Origin of the sequence: Ideonella flava (assembly GCF_051857595.1) — a bacterium.
In the GTDB taxonomy this organism is placed as follows: domain Bacteria; phylum Pseudomonadota; class Gammaproteobacteria; order Burkholderiales; family Burkholderiaceae_C; genus Ideonella.
In genome coordinates, this window is record NZ_JBPZHD010000001.1 from 167,261 (window position 1) to 190,015 (window position 22,755).

At 62.9% G+C, this 22,755-nt stretch carries 19 protein-coding genes; 17 read left to right on the plus strand and 2 right to left on the minus strand.

What is annotated here, in order from left to right; translation table 11 throughout:
* The first annotated feature begins 21 nt into the window (after window positions 1–21).
* Together ACS5PM_RS00770 and ACS5PM_RS00775 are read left to right on the plus strand one after the other, a co-directional pair.
* On the plus strand, window positions 22–1,329 hold the full coding sequence (locus tag ACS5PM_RS00770; protein ID WP_439384406.1) for a hypothetical protein: 1,308 nt from the start codon (window positions 22–24) through the stop codon (window positions 1,327–1,329).
* On the plus strand, window positions 1,326–2,834 hold the full coding sequence (locus tag ACS5PM_RS00775) for a HupE/UreJ family protein (RefSeq protein ID WP_439384408.1): 1,509 nt from the start codon (window positions 1,326–1,328) through the stop codon (window positions 2,832–2,834). Before ACS5PM_RS00770 ends, ACS5PM_RS00775 begins: the two co-directional genes overlap by 4 nt.
* On the opposite strand, the gene ACS5PM_RS00780 is transcribed toward ACS5PM_RS00775, so the two are convergent.
* Window positions 2,827–6,582, minus strand: a complete 3,756-nt coding sequence (locus ACS5PM_RS00780) for an error-prone DNA polymerase (protein WP_439385584.1) — start codon at window positions 6,580–6,582, stop codon at window positions 2,827–2,829. The two genes, ACS5PM_RS00775 and ACS5PM_RS00780, sit on opposite strands and share 8 nt — an antisense overlap.
* Window positions 6,513–7,823, minus strand: a complete 1,311-nt coding sequence (locus tag ACS5PM_RS00785; RefSeq protein ID WP_439384409.1) for an integron integrase — start codon at window positions 7,821–7,823, stop codon at window positions 6,513–6,515. Before ACS5PM_RS00785 ends, ACS5PM_RS00780 begins: the two co-directional genes overlap by 70 nt.
* A 635-nt stretch (window positions 7,824–8,458) precedes the next feature.
* On the opposite strand from ACS5PM_RS00785, the gene ACS5PM_RS00790 reads away from it, so the two are divergent.
* The 15 genes from ACS5PM_RS00790 (at window position 8,459) to ACS5PM_RS00860 (ending at window position 22,456) form a co-directional block, all read left to right on the plus strand.
* Complete coding sequence (locus ACS5PM_RS00790) at window positions 8,459–8,956, plus strand: hypothetical protein (RefSeq protein ID WP_439384411.1); 498 nt, start codon at window positions 8,459–8,461, stop codon at window positions 8,954–8,956.
* A 96-nt stretch (window positions 8,957–9,052) separates the two neighbouring features.
* On the plus strand, window positions 9,053–9,379 hold the full coding sequence (locus ACS5PM_RS00795) for a hypothetical protein (protein ID WP_439384413.1): 327 nt from the start codon (window positions 9,053–9,055) through the stop codon (window positions 9,377–9,379).
* A gap of 175 nt (window positions 9,380–9,554) precedes the next feature.
* Window positions 9,555–10,073 (plus strand): hypothetical protein, encoded by a 519-nt coding sequence (locus ACS5PM_RS00800; RefSeq protein WP_439384415.1) that lies wholly within the window; start codon window positions 9,555–9,557, stop codon window positions 10,071–10,073.
* Window positions 10,074–10,624: 551 nt separating this feature from the next.
* Window positions 10,625–10,963, plus strand: a complete 339-nt coding sequence (locus ACS5PM_RS00805; RefSeq protein ID WP_439384417.1) for a hypothetical protein — start codon at window positions 10,625–10,627, stop codon at window positions 10,961–10,963.
* A 2,020-nt stretch (window positions 10,964–12,983) separates the two neighbouring features.
* Complete coding sequence (locus ACS5PM_RS00810; protein WP_439384419.1) at window positions 12,984–13,352, plus strand: VOC family protein; 369 nt, start codon at window positions 12,984–12,986, stop codon at window positions 13,350–13,352.
* 591 nt (window positions 13,353–13,943) lie between these two features.
* Window positions 13,944–14,672, plus strand: coding sequence for a DUF6348 family protein (locus ACS5PM_RS00815; protein WP_439384421.1), 729 nt, complete (start codon window positions 13,944–13,946; stop codon window positions 14,670–14,672).
* Between the two features lie 2,186 nt (window positions 14,673–16,858).
* Window positions 16,859–17,269, plus strand: a complete 411-nt coding sequence (locus ACS5PM_RS00820; RefSeq protein ID WP_439384423.1) for a hypothetical protein — start codon at window positions 16,859–16,861, stop codon at window positions 17,267–17,269.
* A gap of 141 nt (window positions 17,270–17,410) precedes the next feature.
* Entirely contained in the window at window positions 17,411–17,701 is a 291-nt protein-coding gene (locus ACS5PM_RS00825) for a hypothetical protein (protein ID WP_439384425.1), read from the plus strand.
* Between the two features lie 214 nt (window positions 17,702–17,915).
* On the plus strand, window positions 17,916–18,209 hold the full coding sequence (locus ACS5PM_RS00830; protein ID WP_439384427.1) for a hypothetical protein: 294 nt from the start codon (window positions 17,916–17,918) through the stop codon (window positions 18,207–18,209).
* 120 nt (window positions 18,210–18,329) lie between these two features.
* Window positions 18,330–18,749: a hypothetical protein gene (locus ACS5PM_RS00835; RefSeq protein WP_439384429.1), complete on the plus strand. Its 420-nt coding sequence runs from the start codon at window positions 18,330–18,332 to the stop codon at window positions 18,747–18,749.
* Window positions 18,750–18,869: 120 nt separating this feature from the next.
* Window positions 18,870–19,208 carry a hypothetical protein gene (locus ACS5PM_RS00840; protein WP_439384417.1) on the plus strand — a complete coding sequence of 113 codons (339 nt, stop codon included), beginning with the start codon at window positions 18,870–18,872 and terminating at the stop codon, window positions 19,206–19,208.
* 93 nt (window positions 19,209–19,301) lie between these two features.
* A complete protein-coding gene (locus ACS5PM_RS00845) occupies window positions 19,302–19,739 on the plus strand; it encodes an NIF family HAD-type phosphatase (protein ID WP_439384431.1) in 438 nt (145 codons plus the stop codon).
* 88 nt (window positions 19,740–19,827) lie between these two features.
* Window positions 19,828–20,331, plus strand: a complete 504-nt coding sequence (locus ACS5PM_RS00850) for a hypothetical protein (protein WP_439384433.1) — start codon at window positions 19,828–19,830, stop codon at window positions 20,329–20,331.
* Window positions 20,332–21,523: 1,192 nt separating this feature from the next.
* Window positions 21,524–21,997 (plus strand): hypothetical protein, encoded by a 474-nt coding sequence (locus ACS5PM_RS00855; protein ID WP_439384435.1) that lies wholly within the window; start codon window positions 21,524–21,526, stop codon window positions 21,995–21,997.
* Window positions 21,998–22,060: 63 nt separating this feature from the next.
* The gene (locus tag ACS5PM_RS00860) at window positions 22,061–22,456 is read left to right on the plus strand and encodes a hypothetical protein (protein WP_439384437.1); all 396 of its coding nucleotides are present in this window, start codon (window positions 22,061–22,063) and stop codon (window positions 22,454–22,456) included.
* Window positions 22,457–22,755 lie beyond the last annotated feature (299 nt).

Consider the following 22,755-nt stretch of genomic DNA (forward strand, 5'->3'; position numbering starts at 1 on the left):
GGAGCCGACATGTCGCCCCGGATGAGCCCCCTCCTCGCAGCGCTGCTGCTTCTCATGGCGGCGGCAGCGGCACCGGCAGCGCCGCGCGCGCCGACCGATGACCGGGAGGTCGTCGAACGATTGCCGACCCGCTTGCCCGGCGTGGCGCCGCGCCGGATGCTGCCGGCCTCGGGGCCGGGCATGGCCAGCGCGATGCCGTCTCCTGCCAGCCTTTCGACGGCCTTGGCGCTCGCACGCCGGGCCATGGAGCAGGCCCATCGGAGTGGCGACCCTCGTGACTGGGGCCAGGCCCAGGCCGCGCTCGCGCCGTGGTGGAACGCCGCCGAGCCGCCCGCCGAGGTGCGGCTGCTGCGGGCCATGGTCCGCCAGAGCCAGCACGACTTCGCCGGCGCGCTGTCGGACCTGGACTCGCTCGTGGGCGCGCCGAAGACGGCCGACCCTTCGGCCGGAGCGGACAGCGGCTGGGCCCGGCGAGCCGCTTATGCGCGCCACGGCTCGCCTGCCTTGGCCCTGCGCGCGCAGGCCGAGCTGACGCGCGCCGGCATCCACCAGGTGCAAGGCCGCTATGCCGACGCCCGTGCGGGCTGCGGGCGGCTCATGGGCGACACCTATGCAGCGCTCGGCGAGACCGTGACGACCCCCGCTTGCGCCTGCCTGGCCGAGCTGGACCATCTGCAGGGGCGGCTGGATGCGCGCCGGGCGGATGCAACGCTCGCATCGCTCGGCCGTGGGAATGACCCGTGGCTGAGCCTGCTGCGCGCGGAGCTGGCGCAACGCTCCGGCCGCCACGAGGCCGAGCGGCTGTTCCTCGAAGCGACGGCCGGCGATGCGCCCAGCCTGTACGCGCTGGCCGCGAGGGCCGACTGGCTGCTGGAGCAGGGCCGGCCCGCGGAAGTGGACGAGCTCTTGCAGACCTACGACGCGGCCGATGGCCTGTTGCTGCGTCGAGCGATTGCCAACCGCCAGCTCGCGGCCCGGCAGCCGGCGCGCGGGCGGGTGGCCGACGAACTCGCCCGCCAGGTGCAAGCCCGCTTCGATGCCGCGCTGGCACGCGGCGACATGGGCCACGCTCGAGAGCAATCGCGCTTTGCACTGGACGTTCGGGGGGACGCGCAGGCGGCGCTGGCGCTGGCCGAGGCCAACTGGGTCTGGCAGCGCGAGCCGGCGGATGCCCTGCTGCTGCTGCGCGCGGCCGATGCCGCAGGCCGGCCGGACGCGGCCTCGCCCGTGTTGGCCTGGGCTCGCGAACAAGGGTTTCGGGATGCCCGCTGGCCGGCGCGCTTCAGGATGGCAAAGGTGTCCTCGAACGGGAAGGAGGTGCGCACATGAACTCCTCCGTGCGGACCGTGCGCCTCCTGCTGGCGTCTATCGGCGCGGCGAGCTGCCTGCTTCTCGCCCCTGAAGTCGCCCAGGCCCATGCGCCGAGCAACGCGACGCTGGATCTCGCTGCGCGCGGCAACGTGGTGGAGCAACGCTGGGACATCGCCCTGCGCGACCTGGACCGCGTGCTGCCGCTGGACGCCAATGACGACGGGTCCATCACCTGGGGCGAGGTTCGGCTGGCCTGGCCGCAGATCGCTGCCCTGGCTGACGCCGGCTTGCGATTGACGGTGGGCGAACGCGATCTGCTGCCGTGCACGCCCGGCGCGCTGGATGCGCCGCGCATCGACAGCCATGCCGATGGCAGCTACGCCGTCCTGGCTCGCCACTGGCACTGTCCGGCCGACGTCAGCGTGCGAGGTTTGAAGGTGGACTACCGCCTGTTCGGCGACAGCGATGCCTCGCATCGCGGGCTGCTGCAATGGCGCGCGGTTGCAGAGGGCGGCGTGACGACGGCGGTGCTGGCGCCTGCCGCGGGGCCGCTTCCACTGGCCGGCGGTGGCGAGGCGGGCGGCGCGGCGCCGGCGTCCACTTTCGGCAGCTTCGTCGCGGAAGGCATCCGCCACATCCTGATCGGCACGGACCACGTGCTCTTCCTGCTGGCGCTCATGCTGCCGGCGGTGCTCGTGACGCGGACGGGCGAAGCGGGCGGATGGCGTGCCACGCTGTGGCGGGTGGCTCAGGTGGTCACGGCGTTCACCGTGGCGCACTCGATCACGCTGGCGCTGTCCGTGCTGGGCTATGCGGACCCGCCATCGCGCGTGGTGGAGTCGCTCATCGCCGCCAGCGTGGTGCTGGCGGCCGTGGACAACCTGAAGCGCTTCCTGCCGGGCGTGCGCTGGCGAGCTGGAGCACCCGGCGCCAGGGTACCGACGCCGCCCGCCGAGCGGGTCATCGGCCAATTCGCAGCGGCCGTGCGCTGGCGTCCTGGGGCACCCGGCGCCGGGGTACCGGCGCCACCCGCCAAGCGGGTCATCGGCCGCTTCGCAGCGGCCGCCGTGCGCTGGCAACCTGGAGCACCCGGCATCGGGGTACCGGCGCCACCCGCCAAGCGGGTCATCGGCCGCTTCGCAGCGGCCGTGCGCTGGCAACCTGAAGCACCCGGCGCCGGGGTACCGGCGCCGCCCGCCGAGCGGGCAATCGGCCGCTTCGGAGCGGCCGTGCGCTGGCCGATGGCCTTCGTGTTCGGCCTGGTGCACGGCTTCGGCTTTGCGGGCGCGCTGAAGGAGCTGGGGCTGGAGCCTGTCGAGTTGGCGCGGTCGTTGGTGGGGTTCAACGTGGGCGTCGAGCTGGGGCAGCTGGGCATCGTGGCCATCGCGCTGCCGCTGGCGTGGTGGGTGCGGGAGACACGGTTCTATCGGCAGGTGGTGCTGGTGGGCGGCTCGGTGGCCATCGCAGCCATCGCGGCGGTGTGGTTCGCCGAACGCGCGTTCGATCTGCAAGTGCTCACCTGAAGTCGCGGCTGGAGATCTTGAGACTCTCGCTCTGGCCGCGGCCGAGCTTCTTGTCTTCTGGTGCGCGGGGGCCATTGGGGCGGGAGCGGTCCTCGTCCGCCGGGTGGCCTGACGACGCCGCGTCCAGCTCGCGCAGCAAGGCGCTGTGATCCACCAGACGCTTGGCCACCAGGTGCCTGACCTCCCCCTGGCGTTGCCAGATGCCGTAGACGGTGAGCAGCCTCGCAGTGAGCAATGGTGTGCGCTGCGCCTCGGCCAGCTGCGGCCAGACGATGACGTTGACCGGGCCCGTGTCGTCCTCCAGGGTGACGAAGATCACGCCCTTGGCCGTGGCCGGGCGCTGGCGATGGGTCACCAGGCCGCTGGCGCGGGCCAGTTGCCCATCGCGGAAGTGCTGCAGCTCGGCCGAGGTGCTCACCCTGAAAGCCTCCAGCCGCGGGCGCAGCAGGGCCAGCGGATGGGTTCGCAGCGACAAGCCGGTGCGCCGGTAATCGGCCAGCAGCGCAGCGCCGAGGCTGGGCGCCTCGAGCTGTGCAGGCTCCGGCTCCTCGGTCCTCGTCGCGTGCAGCAGCGGCCGCGGCCCTTGGGCATCGGCCATGGCGCGGGCTTGCGTCGTGTCGACACCTGCCACGGCCCAGGCCGCCTCGCGCCGGTGCCCGGCGAGCATCGACAGCGCGTCGGCATCGGCCAGCAGCCGAAGCGCCTGGGCATCCAGGGCTGCGCGCCGGGCGAGATCCTCCACGCTCGTGAAAGCCGCCTCGCCGCGGGCCGCGACGATTCGCTTCGCCACCTCCTCCCGGAAGCCGCTCAGGCGGCTGAAGCCGAGGCGCACCGGCCGCAGGCTGGCCACCGGCGGGCTGTGCGGCCAGGGCGCCTCGGCGGAGGGATGGGCATCATCGTCGGCGGACGACTCTTCCAAAGTCGAATCCCACTGGCTGAGCGTCACGTCGACCGGCCGCAGCACCACGCCGTGGGCCCTGGCGTCACGCACAAGTTGCGCCGGTGCGTAGAACCCCATCGGCTGGCTGTTCAACAAGCCGACGAGGAAGGCATCCGGGTGGTGCCGCTTGATCCAGGCGCTGACGTAGACCAGCAGCGCGAAGCTGGCCGCGTGGCTCTCGGGGAAGCCGTATTCGCCGAAGCCCTCGATCTGGTGGAAGATCGATTCGGCGTACTCACGCGGGTAGCCCTTTTCCACCATGCGGCCGACCAGCCGCTGCTCGAAGGGGCCGAGGCCGCCTCGACGCTTCCAGGCGGCCATGGCGCGGCGGAGCTGGTCGGCCTCGCCCGGCGTGAAATCCGCAGCGAGGATGGCCAGCTGCATCACCTGCTCCTGGAAGATCGGCACGCCCAGCGTGCGCTCCAGCGCCCGCTCCACCTCAGGGCTGGGGTAGTCGACCGGCTCTTCGCCGCTGCGCCGCTTGAGATAAGGGTGGACCATGCCGCCCTGGATGGGCCCGGGCCGCACGATGGCGACCTCGATCACCAGGTCGTAGAACTTCTCCGGCTTCAGGCGCGGCAACATGCTGAGCTGGGCCCGGCTCTCGACCTGGAACACGCCGACGGCGTCGGCCGCGGACAGCATGCGGTAGACGCGAGGATCCTCCTTCGGCAGGTCGTCCATCTCCAGCCGCCGGGCGGCGGGCACCTTCAGCCCCGCGACGGGATCGTCGCCCTTGTGCTGCACCCAGTCGAGCGAGCGGCGGATGGCCGACAGCATGCCGAGGGCCAGGATATCGACCTTGATCAGCTTGAGCGTGTCGAGGTCGTCCTTGTCCCACTGGATGACGGTGCGGCCTTCCATGGCGGCGTTCTCCACCGGCACCAGCTCGGACAGATCGTCGCGGGCGATGACGAAGCCGCCCGGATGCTGGCTGAGGTGGCGCGGAAAACCTCGCAGCTGCGAGGCGAGCTCGGCCCACAGCCTCACCAGCGGCGACTCGGGATCGAAGCCATGCTCGCGCAGCCTCTGCGGATCGAACCGGCCGGGGTGGTCGTCCCACCAGGGCTGCTGCTTGGTGACGGCCTCGACTCGATCGAGGTCGAAGCCCAGGGCGCGGCCCACATCGCGCAGCGCCGAGCGGCCGCGGTAGCTGATGACCACCCCGGTCATCGCGGCGCGGTGGCGGCCGTACTTGCGGTAGATGTACTGGATGACCTCCTCGCGGCGCTGGTGCTCGAAGTCGACGTCGATGTCGGGCGGCTCGTTGCGCTCGGCGCTGATGAAGCGCTCGAACAGCAAGTTGCCGAGATCGGGATCGACCTCGGTCACGTGCAGGGCGTAGCAGACGACCGAATTCGCCGCGCTGCCACGGCCCTGGCACAGGATGCCTTGGCCGCGGGCCCACTGCACGATGTCGGCCACGGTGAGGAAGTACGCCTCGTAGCGCAGCTGCTCGATCAGCGCCAGTTCGTGCTCGACCTTCTGCCTCACGTGCGCCGGCTCCACACGGCCTTTGTCCCGGTAGCGCTTCAAAAGGCCTTGCTCGGTGAGCTCGCGCAGCCAGGTGGTGGGCGTGTGGCCCTCCGGCACGATCTCTCGCGGGTACTCGTACTCCAGCTCGGCGAGCGAGAAGCTGCAGCGCCCGGCCCACTCCACCGCGGCCTGCAGCCAGGCGGCCTCGTAGCGCTCGGCCAGGCGCTGGCGCGAACGCAGATGCGCCTCGCCGTTGGACTCGAGCCGCAGGCCGGCCTGGGCTACGGTGCAACGGTGCCGCGTGGCGGCCAGCACGTCCTGCAGAGGCTTGCGCGAGCGGCTGTGCATCAGCACGTCGCCGGTGGCGACGATGGGCAGCCCCGTCAAGCCCGACACACGGCGAGCGATGGCCAGGCGCTCGTCGTCGAAGCGGCGATGGCGCAAGGCCAGCGCCAGGCCGCACCGCTCAGGGCCGAACCAGGTTTTCAACCACATCGCCTGGGCGTACAGCGCGCTGAATTCCGGCGGCCCGACCCCGCCCTCCTCGGACGGTGGACCATCGATCACCAACAGGGCCAGGCAGCCCCCCAGCCCCGCCAGCCCCGGGGCCGTCGAGGCCTTGCCCTCGAGGTCCGAGGCAAGTGCCTCGTAGCCCCCCTTCCCCGCCCGCCGACGCGCCAGGGTGATCCAGTGCGACAGGTTCGCGTAGCCGCGGCGCGTCTGGGCCAGCAGCACGAGACGGGCGCCATCGCCGGAGGGGCGGTGGGGATGGGGATGGGGATGGGGATGGGGATGGGGATGGGGATGGGGATGGGGATGGGCGTTTTGGTTTTGGTTTTGGTTTTGGTTTGGGTTTGGGTTTGGGTTGGGGTTGGGGATCTGGGTCGGGATCGGGATCGGGATCGGGATCGGGATCGGGATCGGGATCGGGATCGGGATCGGGGTCGGGGTCGGGGTCGGGGTTAGCGTTGACGTTGACGTTGACGTTGACGTTGACGTTGACGTTGACGTTGGGGCTCGCGTTCGTGTTCGCGTTCGTGTCGTCGATGAACTGAGTCCGGCGGTGGCCCGTGAAGACGCCAGGCGCATCTCGGTGCCGATGATCAATCGCAGGCGACGGTTTTCATCGCCGAGCTTGAGCTCCTTCGCTGCCTCATAGGCGCGAACCACCCCCGCCAGCGAGCACTCGTCGGTGAGCGCCAGCGCGCGGTAGCCCAGCGACTGCGCTCTCTCCACCAACTCGCCCGGCTGCGAGGCGCCGGTCAGGAAGCTGAAGTTGCTGCGGCTGTGAAGCTCGGCATAGTCGGGCAGGCCGAAGGCGGCGCCGGGCACGGCACCGCCACCGAGGGGACGAGCACCCGGGAAGCGACCATCGCGGCCATCGTCGTCTTCACCGTCTTCGCCATCGTGGAAACGGGTTGGCATGGCAAAAGTTCTTCGTGGTGGTGGCTTGCGCCGTCGCCATAGGCCGCGTCCGGCTCGCGGGCGACCCCGCGACGAGCCGCCGACACGTCGCCATCGGCAGGCGCGAACCTGCGCACCCCGCTGCTGCCCAGGCGCAGCACATGGGTGTAGATCATGGTGGTGCTCACGTCGGCATGGCCGAGCAGCTCCTGCACCGTGCGGATATCCACCCCGGCCTGCAGAAGGTGTGTGGCAAAGGAATGGCGCAGCGTGTGCGGCGTGGCCGGCTTGGGGATGCGTGCCTCGTGCAACGCGCGCTTGAAGGCCCGCTGGAAGGCCTGGTCCTGCAGGTGGTGGCGCCGGCGCTCTCGCGGCCCATCCGCCCCGGCGGGAGCAGAACGCGGATCGATCGAAACCACGGCTTGCGGAAACAGCCAGAACCAGGTCCAGGACTCGGCGGCGCGGGCGTACTTGCGAGCCAGGGCGTGCGGCAGGTGCACGCCGGCCAAGCCAGCTTCGCGATCGGCCCGGTACAGGCCATGGGCCAACCTCAACTGCGCCTTCAACGGGCCCTCGAGGGCCGCGGGCAGCATCACGACCCTGTCCTTGCCCCCTTTGCCATCGCGCACGATGATGACCTGCCGCGCGAAATCCACATCCTTGACGCGCAGCCGAAGCCCCTCCAGCAGCCGCATGCCGGTGCCGTAGAGCAGGCGCCCCACCAACCGATGCTCATCAGGCAAGGTCGCCAGCAGGCGCGAGACCTCGGCATGTGTCAACACCACGGGCAGCCGCACCTGCCGCTTGGGCCGACCCAGTTCGGACATCCAGGGCAGATCCTTCTGCCCCAGCACCTGCTGATAAAGGAACAGCAAGGCCGACAGCGCCTGCTTGTGCGTGGACGGCGACACCTGCCGCTCAGCCGCGAGCCAGGTCAGGAAGGACTCGATCTCGGCCCGCCCCAGCGACCGCGGATGCTTGAGCCCGTGGAAACGGATGAATGCCCGCACCCAATGCACATAAGCCTCCTCGGTCCGGAGGCTGTAGTGGCGATAGCGGATGTGCTGGCGGAGTTGGTCGAGCAACTTCAACGAGGCGGCCGTGGGCACAACCGGCCCTGCGGAAGGAGGCTCGCTTTCGGAGCCCGGTCGATCGGCTATTGAAGTCACTCTTGGCTTTGAAGCAAGGTTGAACAACTGTATTTATGTACAGTATCCGTCTACCATTGCCTCATGACAAGGCCTTCATCGTCCCAACCTCGTCGTACCCGCCGCGGACCCCAAACCGACCGCCATGAGACAGAGTTCGGCGTGACGGCGTCCCGTCCTTCATCCCCGCGCAATGCGGAGGCCACTGGCGCGGACGCAGCATCCTGTCGAACCATCAAGACGCTCACTCCTCCTCGGCATGGGACCCTGAAATGGCTTCGCCGCTTTGGCCCCTCGCTTGTCTGCGTCCGGTATCGAGAAGACTCCCACTGCCAACTGCGCTACACGACCGTCGAACTGCTGATCGACGTCCGTCCCATCGAAATGCGGCCACATACACTTGTGGCCGTCACCATCCCATACGACGACGAAGAGACCCGCCGCCAGGCGATCGAACACGGCGCCAAGTGGAAACGCCACGACAAGACATGGCTCATGCCATATGAAGATGCCAGAAAGTTGGGACTGTTCCCCCCAGACCGAAATGCCTACCCCAGCCATTCCAAAAACGCAAACGTGGTCAACCATAGGCATTTCTGCCTAGCCGTAGGAAGACGGCTTGATGTCTAAAACACGTTAGGCGTATGAAGCACCTAGTGTCCTCCGTCCTAGGTGTCTCGTGCTGCCTGGCAATTGCAGCACCTACAGACAGCAGTTCACTCTCGACAACGATTCAATCTTCCCTGGTCACGATCTGGCGGCAAGACACCTCCGCCTCTAGCTCTTCGCCTGTGCAGTCGCCCGGCGATGAACGTCTGCAGAAGTTCCAACTTGCGTCAACGCAGGCAGTAGCATGCTTCCGTACGCGTGCCGTCGATTACGACGAGGCGGATGTTCAACTGTTCAAGCATCTGATAACTCAATACCAAAGCATCTTCGCCACGCGGGATCCGGACTGGGAAGACTCAGTCACCATGGCCATCGACGGCAAGTTCGGTCAGGGTGCTTCTCGGGGGCGACGCGAATGCCAGAAGGGTGCAGTCAATGACGCAAACTGTGCAGTTGCCAAGTCATTCCAGGCCGTCGGCGTGTATCTGTATGCTGAGCTTGTTAGCTGCACCATGAAGGCAATCAATGCACAAGCGCCTTGGTAGGGCCGACAGTAGCGCTTCAGCGGACCATACGCCTAACCCCTCCGTCAAGGGGACGTCCCGCACGCGGGCCGCCCCTTACGTCAAACGTTAGGGCGCATGCAAATCACGCTCGCCAAGAGAGCACTTGTTCAGTTGGCTACGGCTGCTGTACTAATTGTTGCGCTGTCCCTTGGGTATACGGCACTTGCGGCGTCTCGCGCTGAAGCCAAGGCTCAAGCTGCATGCTCGAAAATTCCGGTCGGCACAACAGCCGTTCAGGCCGCGAGCGTCGTGCGCGAACTCAACTTGAGCCCATCTCTTCAGCTCATCTCCCCCGATCACATCGCGGTTGGCTTTCGGGCAGCGCTTGGTGAGCGGTGGTTCTGCGATGCTTACCTCGTCGAAGGCGTGGTATCGCGAAACGAAGTGAGGCCCGTCAATTGAAGTCGCAACGTCCATCAATTGCAGGGTCGCAGAGGTTCGGTCCCGCCATGGACCAACACCCTGCTCTTCGCGCTGTGCGCCCTAACCCCTCAGTCAAGGGGACGTCTTGCGCATACGCGCAAGCCGCCCCTTACCTCGAACGTTAGCCGTCTCACTCGCTATGCACCTTGAGTTCATGCGCGTCGCTGAAAGGCAAATGCCGGCTGTTGCTGAGCCATTGGAGGTTCAAAGCCTTACCGTCTGGTATTGCAAGTTCAAGACCCTCGCGCCTCTTGCGCGCTTTCGCAACGTCACACGCTTGACCATCGCTGGCTTCCCCGATGAGTCGTTCGAACAGATCTCTATGCTTGGCAACCTGAGGGAGTTGAGAATCCTCCACTTTCCCCGCGCACGATCTCTCGCCCCGCTGAAGCATCTCGTCCAACTTGTCGCGCTATCCCTTGAGGCCCTCCCGAGTTGGGACGCCTCAAGAAAGCAGCTTGTGGTGGATTCCCTCGATCCGCTGGCTGAGTTGCCCGCTTTGGCACACTTGCAACTGTTCGGCGTGGTCCCGCCTGACAGGTCACTTGCCGTCTTAGAGGCAAGTTCAAGCCTAAAGTCTGCCCGGTTCCAGGGCTATCCCGCCGCAGAGGCTGAACGCTTCTTCATGGCCAAAGCAGTCAAGAATGCTTCCTATCCATTCCCAGCCGGCTAACCCCTCCGTGAAGGGGACGTCCCGCAAGCGGGCCGCCCCTTACGTCGAACGTTAGGGCGCCATGAATCCGTCGGTCCGCAAAGTCACTCAGGGCATTCTCGGCGTCGCAGCCATTGCGTGCTTCGCGATTGCAATGCAACACATGCATCGGTCCGGCTGCTTGGCCGATCTCAAGACTGGCTCCTCGGGTGATATCAATCCTGCCCTCGTGTTTGAGTCATTGGCAATTGTTTGGGGGACCGCGAGTGCAGCATTTCTAGCCTTGCTAGCGGCCAGTTTCCCGGGCCGGAGTCCTCAGGCAAGAGTTGGAGCAGCCTTAGGGGCTGGAGTGCTTGGCTACATCGTCCTGATCAGTGCCTCTATCCATGTCCAAATTGAGGCGATTCAGAGATGCATCTGAGTTCTACTTGCTCGGCAAGCCAGCGCCCTAACCCCTCCGTCAAGGGGACGTCCCGCAAGCGGGCCGCCCCTTACGTCGAACGTTAGGTGTCTCAGGCTTCACGTGCCAGCCGAATCCTGCAAGAATTCCGTCTACCCTTCCCCACTTCGAAATGCCAACGCACAAGCTTCCGCCTTGGCTACAGCCGAAGGTCAATCCTCCGGCGGTGAACTTCGGGGTTGTCTGGTACACAGAAGCTGAGTGGGCCAAGGTCAAGGAAACATCAGTCGACCCTGAGCGCTTTGAAGCCAGTTACTCCGAGTGGATCCAAATGGCAGAGCAAGGGTTGCAGCAGCTTCAGGCTATGGGCATCGTTCCCAGCAAGGTTCAAGTAGTTGCCCAAGACTTTTTCGCTTGGTGCCTCGTCAAGGGCAAGCAAAACAGTGCCGAGTCTCGATCTGAATACGTCTTGGAGTTGGGAGCAAAGCGAAGCAATGCGAGCGACACCTAACCCCTCCGTCAAGGGGACGTCCACAAGCGGGCTTCGCCCACTTGCGGCCGCCCCTTACGTCGAACGTTAGGGCGCACACGCAGCCTCGTCCGGTCTTTAGATGAATGCCATTTGGTCACGCCTGTGCAACCGATCTCTCGCAGTTGCGGCAGTCATGGCACTTCCATGGCTGCTATCACTCGGAAGCCACGCCGCGCTTGAGTTGTGGGCACAGGTGAGGTTTCCGCGCGAAACTGGGAATGGTTCTCATCGCTTGTCTTCCTCGTTGCTACAGTAGCCTGCGTCCGCCTCGTCTCTCTAGGGAAGCTGCGGCGTTCGGCAAAGATCTTGGTCAGTCTCTTCCTGGGTTTGGGTGGGCTCTATCTTGCTGCAATGTTCCACGTTCACTCCAATTGCGGCGAGTCTTCGCTATACATCGGGCAGAAGTCCATTGAGGTCGTCGTGTCCTGTGGGTAGCTTGTTCCGGGCGGTCCTGTTCACCACCAGTTCTGCCATCAGCCTCCAGCGCCCTAACCCCTCCGTCAAGGGGACGTCCCGCAAGCGGGCCGCCCCTTACGTCGAACGTTAGGCCACATCGAAATGAAGGCGCTTGAACGCCCAGGGTTCTGCCGCTCAGCCATGTCGCTAAAACCAAATCCCCGTGCTCGTCGGGGCGTCGCAAGCAGTTGTGTGGCCGAAGGTGAGCGTCGCCCTGGGCTTTCAGGGTCGGGCAATACAGCGCGTTTGTCGATGCGTCGCCGTACGTTCACGCCAAAGGTGGTGGCAGGGCCTGCCGGCCCCCTCTCTTGTTCTTCGTTGCGTCCTGTCGAGTGCTTCATCCGCGCGTCCAGCCAGACGCCTGTGATTGGTGGCCCGGTTGGGCTCTGCGCGGTCCCCGGCCAAAATTCCGGGTTGGTCAGGCGGTTGCTGCAGGGTAATCTGGCTCCAGGACGGCAAGCTGCCGGTCACCGCCCTTCTCCAACCGTGCGGCCTAACCCCTCCGTCAAGGGGACGTCCCGCAAGCGGGCCGCCCCTTACGTCGAACGTTAGGCCTCGCCAAGCGGGGAACATCCAGGGTTGGCGTTGGGTATCACGGCCGCTCGGACGGCAAGCAATCCCGGCGATCGTTGTTGTCAGCGTCGCAGCTTGATGCTGCCCATTGGTGCCATCGCAGCCGTCTCCGCGCTCATCGCCACCGTGCTTGTGAGTGCAAATTGCATGGTCAGCGCCAGGTTGCCTTCGGTCAGCGGGCGGGCGTCAGGTTTGCAGGGCGGGTTGTCGGGGTATCCTTTTGCGTTCCGTGTCCCGCTTGGCTTGCTTCTCCAGCCGGTGGGTGCAGTAGGCCCACTTCGATCCGGCTGGTGAGTTGTCAAATGCACGAGCCCTCCATCACTTCAGCGTCCGTGTACCTTGCGAGTGCTTCTGCTGCCTTGTAGTTTGGCTTTTCAGGGCGCCGTCTCCTCGTTGGGCCATCCGCGGCCTAACCCCTCCGTCAAGGGGACGTCCCGCAAGCGGGCCGCCCCTTACGTCGAACGTTAGGGCACACGAAGGCAGGAATGCAGCATGTCCGAGGGCGTTATCTTCTGTTCTCCCAGCAGCCAGTCGGTGCTTCGTCAAGGTGGCAGCGTCAGCCCGCGTTCTTGTCGGCCTTGCGCTCATGTGTCGGTCTGGCTGCTGGCAATGAGGCGAGCGCTGTGAGTTGGGCCGAATACAAATCCGGCTGTAGGGTTGGTGCTGCGTGGCAGCCGGCGGGTGGTTGTTGTCAATTGCCGCAGTCAAGTTGCTGGGGCTGTTCCGCTCAGGCTTGGCGGTCTGTGTTGCGTTGGTCAGCGCAGTCTGGGCCCATGTCGGGCCTACCCTCAGGCAGAGTTGCAGTTTGGTTTGCAGCAAGCTCATCCGTGGGGTGCTGATGGTCAATACCGTGTGCCCTAACCCCTCCGTCAAGGGGACGTCCACAAGCGGGCTTCGCCCACTTGTGGCCGCCCCTTACGTCGAACGTTAGCCGTCTTGTAGTTCTCCGCCACACTACCTTGGAGCGAATATGGCAACGGTCCGGTACCTCGTCAAAGACGTAGACGCATCTCTCCCGTTCTATGAAGCGCTCGGCTTCAAGGTCACGGAACGATGGGGCCCACCATTTGTCATGCTTACCCGAGCTGACCTGAACCTGTGGCTGAGTGGCCCTGGCACATCGGCCTCAAAGCCACTGCAGAGCGGTGCTATTCCAGAGCCAGGCGGCTGGAACCGCATCGTCGTCGAAGTCAAGAGTATCGAGGAAGCAATGCGTGCATTGCACTCCACAGGTGCCAGGTTCCGAAGCGATCCCATTCAAGGTCCAGGTGGTAAACAGGTTCTGACCGAAGACCCTTCGGGTAATCCAATTGAGCTCTTTGAAGCGGCGCATGAATAATCAACGCCAAAGTAGTTGGGTGGCGCCTATCTGGGAGACGGCTAACCCCTCCGTCAAGGGGACGTCCCGCAAGCGGGCCGCCCCTTACGTCGAACGTTAGGCCTCTGCCGGGCAGGAAGCTGCCGGGTTAGCGCCGGTATCACGGTTCGCTCGGATGGCAAGGGAGTTCAGTGGAGCGTTGCTGTCAGCTTCGCAGCTTGAGGTCGCCGATCTCTGTAGTCGAGTCGTCACCGCGCTCATCGCCAGTGTGGTCATGAGTGCAAAGTTCATGGGTAGCGCCTTGTTGCCTTCGGTCAGCCGGTGGGCGCCAACTTTGCACGGCGGATTGTCGGGGTATCCTTTTGCTTTCCAAGTTCCGCTTGGCTCGCTTCTCCAGCCGGTGGGTGCAGTAGGTCCACTTCAGCCAGCCGGTGAGAGTCAAATGCAAAAGCCCTCCATCAGTTCAGCGTCGTGTCGGTTGCAGTCGCTTTTGCTGCCTTGTGGTTTGGCTATTCAAGCTGCCGTCTCTTCGTTGAGCCATCCGAGGCCTAACCCCTTCGTCAAGGGGACGTCCCGCAAGCGGGCCGCCCCTTACGTCGAACGTTAGACCTCATGTCTTCCACCCGCCACCTTCTCATCTGCTTCCTTCTTCTGGTAGGGGTCTCTTCCGCTACCGCTGGTCAAGGCGCTGAGTACGTCAACTCCTACTTTGAGTTGTGGCTCAAAGATCACCGCTTTAGCGACTTCGAGAAGAGAAGGAACGGAATCTTCTTCCCAAGCAAGGGCGTTCTTCTTGACGGCGAGATCAATGAGGCCAAGGAACTCAAGCCGGGCCAGCTCTACTCCGTCGAGTCGAGAATCTCCGTCACATTCAAGAACGGAAGAAGGCTTGACGACTTCGTCGCGGGTGCTGGTACGAAAGCAGACGAGGCGTTCTATGAGTCGCTGCAGAACTTCTGCCTCACGACACTTCATCCAATCTATGCGGAGCTCTTCGATCACTCAGATCCGCATGTTCGCAAGCAATGGTGGTCCGTCCGGGGCGTTCAGCGCAGAGTCTTCCTGTCTGAGTGGGGCCATCGGGGTAGTCCGATCCCTGAGCCGTTTCAGAAAGAGGTCGAAGCAGCTTTCGCTCGGGAGCTGGCAATCTCTCAGGTCTCCAAGGAAATCCACTGGGTGAAGCTGGTCGTCCTTATCGACCAAGGGCGAATGAAGCAACTGGTTGTCACGGTTGATGGCGAACGCAGCGAAAGCTTGATCAAGAAGCTGGCATCGCTCGCCTGGCCGATGCCAAAAGACTTCTCAATGGCCAAGCTATTCTTTGTCGTCGGAGAGGTCTAACCCTTCCGTCAAGGGGACGTCCACAAGCGGGCTTCGCCCACTTGCGGCCGCCCCTTACGTCAAACGTTAGGGCTTTTTTTGCACCGTATGAATCAATCGCCTCCCTATTCCCCGCCGAAGGCCCCTCTCGACATGGAGCCGCCTACCCGGCCGCCACGGCCGATCCTGCTGAAGGTCGCCGTCGGCGTACTCGCATTCGAAATGGTTGGTAGCCTCTTGCTCACCCTCTTTCACGTCTGGTATCTCAAGCAGGCAAGTCCATCCGAGGACTACTCATTTGTGTTGGTCGGCGCTTTGGGCTTGCCGCTAGTGGAGGCGCCACTCATTTGGCTTGTTGCGCGCGGAGCCAATTGGGCACGCTACACGCTCGCATTGCTACTCGCCGTTGGTCTGTGCGACTGCATCATCACCATTAGCCATTCACAAATATCTGACGCACTTCCGTTTGAGCTTGCCCGCGATTGGGGTTCGTATGGCCTTATGGTCTTGGGCCTCACTCTCGCATTCACACCCAAAGTCTCAACATGGTTCCGCCAAGTCCGAGCCCTCAAGTGACAAGCCCTAACCCCTCCGTCAAGGTGACTGGCCTGCGGCCAGCCCCTTACGTCGAACGTTAGGGCTCAAGAAGACAAGACCATGAGCAACTATCACTGGGTTTGCTTCGGGTGCAGAGAAGCCGTTCGCAGGCCTGGTAGCTCTCAGAACGTGCGCTGCCCCAGTTGTGCAAGCGCATGCGAAAACATTGGCTACAAGTGCCCAGTGCCGCCAAAGTCCAAGCCAAAGCTTTGGCAGGAGCTAGAGGCGTAATACGCTCAGGCCAGAAGAGGGTACTTTGTGCGCCAGTCCGCCTCAAACGTGCGTCGAAGTCACGACCTGGAGCAGGAAATCGCGAGAATTGAAGGTATGGAGTCCAATGAGGGCCGGCGCTCGCTCATCAAGCGCCTCAAAGCTGAGTTGGCGGCGCTGCGTCAGCGGCACGACGCTTTGCTAGCGGCTGAGCCGTTCTACCTCGCAAGCAAGCTCCCACCGCGCACCGGAGGGCAAGGCCGTGAGCCCTAACCCCTCCGTCAAGGGGACGTCTTGCGGCAAGCCGCAAGCCGCCCCTTACGTCGAACGTTAGGGATCACATGCACAGCTCAAGGCCTTCTCTTCGGTGCAGAGCAGTGGGCGTTTTATCTAAAGCGTGGCCGGCACTGCCTTTCTCTTTCCTATCACTTCCCGCTGGCGCTCAAGCAATCCATTCCAGCTTTTCAGCGGCCGGAGTGCTGTTCGGCCTCATCGTGCCGATTGCTCTTCTCGTCACGACCCTTTGCATCCTAAGCTTCAGGCTTGGGCGCTCCGTTCTTGTGGGCAAGCTTGTCGCCACCTATGCGATCTGCTCTCTTCTCTTCGTTGCCGTTGCCCTCGCCAACCCCTTCGCTGCATTATTGATTGTTCTCCTTCCGTGGCCCTTGGCTCTCGTCACAATCTTTGTCGCGTTGTGGGACGTCGCTCGTCGAAAGGACGCGGCGCTTCAAGAGCGGCTCTCATCGAGTCAAGCTTCCGAGCAGTCGTCACAGTAGCAGGAGCGGCTTCTTTGAGGTCAATCATGAGCATTCGAGCCAGCGCCACCCAGATCCCTAACCCCTCCGTCAAGGGGACGTCCCGCAAGCGGCCCGCCCCTTACGTCGAACGTTAGGCTCCGACATTCCTCGTCCCTCCATGTCGAAGAAGCTGACCATCTCTCTACTTCTCGTATGGCTTCTCATCGCGCTAGCAGCGGCATATGCTTTGTGGGCTTTTCAGCCCCAAGGCCCTGCGAAGTGGCTCCTTTTCCTTTTGGCAGGTCCACCGCTGTATCTACTTCTGAGCGGAGTCGGAGAGTTGCTTGGTGAAGCCTATTCCCGCTTGCCCGGCATTCACCAAGGCAACGAGTTCATCGAGCGTCGCACTGCAAGTCAGTCACTATCTGGACTTCGCGTACTTTGGTACCTATTCACATCGTTGCTGGCCATAGGTCTCGTGGTCGCGGCTACGTGGGCCTATCGAACTTATCTTTAAGCGGGAGAACCTAATGAACGTCTGGTCAGGTCCTCCCTCCAGTTGCGCAAACGGTGCAGCCGAGCGCCACCATCCGGCGCCTAACCCCTCCGTCAAGGGGACGTCCCGCAATCGGGCCGCCCCTTACGTCGAACGTTAGGCGTCGCATGTTGCCCCCAATCAGCGCCAACACCAGTATCGAGATGATCCGAGACGGCGGTTCCCTGCAAGCCGGGTTCGTTGGAGCCAATGGCTCAAAGTACTGCCTTCACTTCGCCCTCGTCTCCGAAGAAGCTGCTTCAGGTGAGTTGGTTCGTCTGGGCTATGAACAACCCGTTGTCTTTGAACGCCTGGAAGTTCGGGAAGAGAAGCGGATCGAATGGCAAGCAATCAATCAGGTCGAGGTGTCATGGGAACATGCGAAGGTTCTCTTGCATCAACTTCGCGCTTTCCTGCAACGTGACCAAGATTCAAAGTGGCTTGCAGCAATGGAAGAGGTCGCCAATACAAAAGGGGAAATTCCAGGTGAAGTGCCGCGCGTTCCCGGGCCAACGCTCCAGCTCCGCCGCGACGCCTAACCCTTCAATCGAGAGGACATGCCCCGGCAAGCCGGGTCATGCCTCTCATCTCAAACGTTAGGCCACGACGGAGCGCGCTCGAGCCGGACAGATAGGTTGGAGTGGCATGATGAGCCCGGTTCAGCTTTCCCCCTCAACCACTTGAAGATCACGCCCACTCCAGTAACCGCAGCCTTGGCAGGCATCGCCGCAGCTGTTGGCTGGCCATTCTTGTGGTCAAGGTTTGGCGGGCCAAGTGCCGATGGCAGCGTCGAGCTCATTGTTGGAACGCTTTTGGTTGTTGCTCTTCCTGCACACGCATTTGTGGTTGGCTTCGGGCGTAGCAGTCCTTCAGCCGCCGGCTCGCTCGATATAGCCTTGCTCAAGCGCATTGGCGCTTGGTTGGTTGCTGCGGCAGCAACTGCTGCGCTCGGGAGATTCATTCAATCATGAGCTTTGTAGCCTCAAGCCGGGCGAAGCTCTCCGCCAGCGAATGGCCTAACCCCTCCGTCAAGGGGACGTCCACAAGCGGGCTTCGCCCACTTGCGGCCGCCCCTTACGTCGAACGTTAGGCCTCTCGATGTCACCTTGGCCGCTACCGACGCGCGCTCTTAAGTTCATGAAAGAGTCAGTTCACCTAATCCACCCCAACGGCGACCATCGAATCGTGAAGCTGGGCTTCTGTTGGATCGGCTTCTTCCTCCCTGGCCTCTGGGCAATGTCGGAAGGTTTGTGGCGTCCGTTTGCCTTCACAGCATTGTTCTTCAAACTCATGAGCGTGAGCGAAAACGCAGCCGCGGAAATGGAGCTGCGCTCACTTTCTGACATCGCGTCACTCTTGAACATCGCAGCAGCCCTCTCTGCTTTGGCATATCTTTTAACCATGCTTTTCTGCGGCCTCTTCGGTAAAAGGTGGCTTGTGGCTAGGTTGAGGAAGCAGGGCTATGTTGAGCGCTCGTAGCTTTCTACGCGCCAATGCGAGCCAGTTGTCCAGCACTAAGGAGAGGCCTAACCCCTCCGTGAAGGGGACGTCCCGCAAGCGGGCCGCCCCTTACGTCGAACGTTAGGCGTCAGGAAGTCAATGCAAGTCCGCGCTAGCTCGGCTTGGTTTGCGTCGCTGGTCGCCGTGCTCGTCGCGATCGGAACTCAAGCGTTGCTTGAGGCCATTGTTCCCGCGAGCTTCGCCGAATGGCAGGCAATTGCTGGGTCCACCGCCAGTTCCGGCACCGTCTACCGCGCTGGCAGTTCCTCGCTATGGCTCACTGACGCCATCATTCGACTTCTTAGTTTTATTCTTGGTGGTTTCGTAGCCGGGCGGCTGGCCGGTGCTTTGTCCTGGCGCCTCATCTCCATGCTGCTTACCGCCGCCGTCTTGGCCACAGTCGTTCAGCAGTTTCCCGGCCGGCCGGCCAAGTCGTTGCTGGTGCTGTGGTCGCTGGCTGGTCCGGTGGGTGTAGGCTTTGGTGCTTGGGTGGCCAATGCAAAGCGTGCTGCCGCCTAACCCCTCCGTCAAGGGGACGTCCCGCAAGCGGGCCGCCCCTTACGTCGAACGTTAGGTGTCTCAGGCTTCACGTGCCAGCCGAATCCTGCAAGAATTCCGTCTACCCTTCCCCACTTCGAAATGCCAACGCACAAGCTTCCGCCTTGGCTACAGCCGAAGGTCAATCCTCCGGCGGTGAACTTCGGGGTTGTCTGGTACACAGAAGCTGAGTGGGCCAAGGTCAAGGAAACATCAGTCGACCCTGAGCGCTTTGAAGCCAGTTACTCCGAGTGGATCCAAATGGCAGAGCAAGGGTTGCAGCAGCTTCAGGCTATGGGCATCGTTCCCAGCAAGGTTCAAGTAGTTGCCCAAGACTTTTTCGCTTGGTGCCTCGTCAAGGGCAAGCAAAACAGTGCCGAGTCTCGATCTGAATACGTCTTGGAGTTGGGAGCAAAGCGAAGCAATGCGAGCGACACCTAACCCCTCCGTCAAGGGGACGTCCACAAGCGGGCTTCGCCCACTTGCGGCCGCCCATTACGTCGAACGTTAGGCCCTTTGCTTTTTCCATTCGGCATGTCTCATCTGACCGTTCTTGCACTCGATCTCGAAGGCACGCTCATTTCGAACGCGATGAGCCAGATCCCGAGGCCTGGCCTCTTTGCCTTTCTGGAGCGGTGCCAAGCTCTCTTCCCTCGGGTAGTCATGTACACAACCGTTAAAGAAGAGCGATTCCGCAAGATTGCCAGCCTGTTGGTTGACGAGAAGGCTGCCCCTTCTTGGTTCGCAGATGTCGAGTACGTCAGTTGGGAGGGAAAGACCAAGGACCTCAGTTTCATTCCGGGCGCAAGCGTCCCTGAGGCCTTGCTAGTCGATGACTTCGAGATCTACATTCATCCCGGTCAAGAGTCTCAATGGGTCAAGGTCGACTACTTCGACTACCCGTACGATGAAGCAGACACAGGTCTGGCCAAAGCGCTACGGGCACTGGAGCAACGCCTTGGTCAGGCCTAACCCCTCCGTCAAGGGGACGTCCACAAGCGGGCTTCGCCCACTTGCGGCCGCCCCTTACGTCGAACGTTAGGGCGCACGGAAGGACCCCATGTCGAAGCTGTTCTCCTTCTCCTTCTCGCTTACTCCTCCCGCGACTCCCAAGCCAAAGTTGCACGAGTACGGGTACAGCGAGTTCTTTCTCGCGCTTCCAGCCCAGTGGACGCAAGTGCCTACGGCCGAAGACAACACGGTCAATTTTCATTCGGCTGAGCAGGGTGCTGGAATCACCGTCTCCGCTGACTTCTATGAGATTCCCGACGCCAAGGCTCACGCATTGGCGGAGATGAACCTTTCCAGTCGGCTTGAGGCGTTGGAGCAGGCCACACCAAGTCGCGTCGTTGTATGGCAGCGCAGCATTAAGCCGCACTCTGGGGGCGCCGGGCTAGAGTTGTCGTTCGCGGCAGAGGTTCCCGGCGAGCATATCTACATCTATCTCGGGTATGTCACGTCTCGCAAGATCCTGAACTTCACGCTCGTTTGCAAGCCGGGTAAGGAGGCCGCCGCGGCGCTCTTCAGCCAGTTGGTTCCAAACTTCCAGCCCCGCCTTCCATGAGCGCAGTCAACGCGCGCCCTAACCCCTCCGTCAAGGGGACGTCCACAAGCGGGCTTCGCCCACTTGTGGCCGCCCCTTACGTCGAACGTTAGGCAATCCCGGGTTGAAGGCTGAGCTCATGCCTTGTCTGCCAAGTTCAGCCGCGAAATACACCAATCTCGTTGCCTGGTTCCAGAGTGAAAGGCGTGCCAGCTTCAGCGTCGGCGTGGGCTGTCCGTCCTTCGGCGGCCAGCGCGCGGACCGTGGTGGCTCCACCCGTCTTCACGCCAACGTGGTCGCAGGGTTGAAGCCTCAGCGACCTGCCGAGAGTGCTGGTGGCTTGGCCTTAGAAAGCCAGCTTGAGGCAAGTTCACGCGGAGTGGTAGTTTGTGAGGGTCACTGCCCTGTCAAGGCCGTCGCGTCTGACCAGCCGATGGGAGAAAATCGCATCTCCGGGTGGCCCAACTTGAAATACCGAATACCTGAAGTCTCCACACGCCAGCGTCGTGCCTCTTGGCTTTCAAGTCAGGCGCCCTCGCCGGTCGTGCTCTCGCGTTCCGGTCATCTCCCTGCTCAAGCGGGTTCGCCTAACCCCTCCGTCAAGGGGACGCCCCGCAAGCGGGCCGCCCCTTACGTCGAACGTTAGGCCCCGCGTGGCGGGAACAGCCGGAACAGCCAAGTTGGCAACTGCGTCAGCGGCAGCTCATCGGGCCGCCAATACCAAATGCCTCGGTCTCGATGCCTTGAGCCCATGGGAAAAGCGTGCTCGCTCCAACGTCGGCTTGGGCTGTCCGTCCTTCGGCGGCCAGCGCGCGGACCGTGGTGGCTCCACCCGTCTTCGTGCCAACGTGGTCACAGGGTTGAAACCTCGGCGGCCTGCGGAGCGTGCCGGTGGCTGGCCTTGTGAAGCCAGCTTGAGGCAAGTTCCCGCGTCGCGGTACTTTGTGAGGGTCACTGCCCGGTCAAGGTTGCCGCGTCTGGCCAGCCGATGGGAGAGAATTGCATCTCCGGGTTGCCTAACTCGAAATACAAGAATGCCTGAAGTCTCCACACGCCAGCGTCGTGCTGCAGTTGCACAAAGTCCAGCGCTTTCGTCGGTGCTGGCGTCGCGTTCCGGGCATCTCCCTGCTCAGCCGGGTTGGCCTAACCCCTCCGTGAAGGGGACGTCCCGCAAGCGGGCCGCCCCTTACGTCGAACGTTAGGCATCAAAAGTATGTCGCTGTCGAAACTCTTCGCCGAAGTTCTGTCCAATGCAATTGCAGAGGCCAAGCAACGTCAGGTTCCCGTCTTCACGTTCGCCCTCTATCACGATCACGAGTCAATGGCGGTATCGGTTTGCGTGGATACCGAAGAGAATTCGAGCAGAGTCGTTCGATCAATCAACAACTACAACATGAAGCATTTCATCAGTGCCGCTCGGGCCGGCGACCTGAAGTCCGCAAGACTTTGGCAGGCAAACATTGGTCGCAGCTTGTCCCTCGGAGATTTCAGTCTGGTCAATCTCGCCCGCACGCCGTTGGGGGCCACGCGAGTCAACGAACAGTTCTACGTCGAAATGGTTCAATCCGTTGTTGCCGCTCAGAGCCAGGTGGCTGCCCTTTCGCCAGAACCTCAGCGTCTGGTGTTGGCCTGTTCAGGAGCCGATAGCGAGGTGGCCTATGTCTGGTCACTGCCCGCAGATGCCTAACCCCTCCGTCAAGGGGACGTCCCGCAAGCGGGCCGCCCCTTACGTCGAACGTTAGCCGTCTCATTGAGTCCGGAGCAGGTCATTCAAGCCGCCTTCATAGCCCTCCTCTTGTTTGTCTTCATCGCCTCGGTCTTCTCCGCCTTGACGCGAGAGGTCAAGGACCTGAATGCACACAGGGCCGAAGCCGCGGAGCAGTTCAAGCTGTGGCTTGCAAGCAATGGAGCCTACCAACTCGGCCTTAACCCCGAGAGTAGCGAAGTGGTTCAGGAATCCGAGACCTACGGTCAGGAACGAGACGGTGTGATTTACTCCTACACGCTCACACGCTTTTTGCGCACCAGCAAAGGACACTACGTGATGTTTAAGTCGTCACCGAAGAAGCCATATGTCAAGTTGGTCGAGCCAGCGGTAGCGAAGATCGTTCTGAAGGAAAAGTATGTTCCCCTCGCAGACGGCTAACCCCTCCGTCAAGGGGACGTCCCGCAAGCGGGCCGCCCCTTACGTCGAACGTTAGCCGCCCCTATCCTCCTATGCGCTACTTCATTCCGCTTCTTCGTCTCTCTACGGAGTTGTCTTCGCAATCTGAACCGGAAGACAAACTCGGGGGTCTGCCTTGGGGCTTGCCACCAAGCCTTTGGCCCACTTGCCGCGAGTGTGGCAAGTCTCAGTCACTCCTTGCTCAGTTTGTCCACCATCCGCCGAGACTCGACCTCGGCAGGCCTGGCCGGGTACTAAGCGTCTTCCAATGCAATCACGAC

What these genes read in the sequence shown, in the direction of transcription:
- ACS5PM_RS00815 (WP_439384421.1), top strand. Translation starts at nt 13,944, where the DNA reads ATGTCTTCCACCCGCCACCTTCTCATCTGCTTCCTTCTTCTGGTAGGG.
- ACS5PM_RS00820 (WP_439384423.1), top strand. Translation starts at nt 16,859, where the DNA reads ATGTTGCCCCCAATCAGCGCCAACACCAGTATCGAGATGATCCGAGAC.
- ACS5PM_RS00775 (WP_439384408.1), top strand. Translation starts at nt 1,326, where the DNA reads ATGAACTCCTCCGTGCGGACCGTGCGCCTCCTGCTGGCGTCTATCGGC.
- ACS5PM_RS00810 (WP_439384419.1), top strand. Translation starts at nt 12,984, where the DNA reads ATGGCAACGGTCCGGTACCTCGTCAAAGACGTAGACGCATCTCTCCCG.
- ACS5PM_RS00845 (WP_439384431.1), top strand. Translation starts at nt 19,302, where the DNA reads ATGTCTCATCTGACCGTTCTTGCACTCGATCTCGAAGGCACGCTCATT.
- ACS5PM_RS00835 (WP_439384429.1), top strand. Translation starts at nt 18,330, where the DNA reads ATGCAAGTCCGCGCTAGCTCGGCTTGGTTTGCGTCGCTGGTCGCCGTG.
- ACS5PM_RS00770 (WP_439384406.1), top strand. Translation starts at nt 22, where the DNA reads ATGAGCCCCCTCCTCGCAGCGCTGCTGCTTCTCATGGCGGCGGCAGCG.
- ACS5PM_RS00800 (WP_439384415.1), top strand. Translation starts at nt 9,555, where the DNA reads ATGCGCGTCGCTGAAAGGCAAATGCCGGCTGTTGCTGAGCCATTGGAG.
- ACS5PM_RS00850 (WP_439384433.1), top strand. Translation starts at nt 19,828, where the DNA reads ATGTCGAAGCTGTTCTCCTTCTCCTTCTCGCTTACTCCTCCCGCGACT.
- ACS5PM_RS00795 (WP_439384413.1), top strand. Translation starts at nt 9,053, where the DNA reads ATGCAAATCACGCTCGCCAAGAGAGCACTTGTTCAGTTGGCTACGGCT.
- ACS5PM_RS00840 (WP_439384417.1), top strand. Translation starts at nt 18,870, where the DNA reads ATGCCAACGCACAAGCTTCCGCCTTGGCTACAGCCGAAGGTCAATCCT.
- ACS5PM_RS00805 (WP_439384417.1), top strand. Translation starts at nt 10,625, where the DNA reads ATGCCAACGCACAAGCTTCCGCCTTGGCTACAGCCGAAGGTCAATCCT.
- ACS5PM_RS00855 (WP_439384435.1), top strand. Translation starts at nt 21,524, where the DNA reads ATGTCGCTGTCGAAACTCTTCGCCGAAGTTCTGTCCAATGCAATTGCA.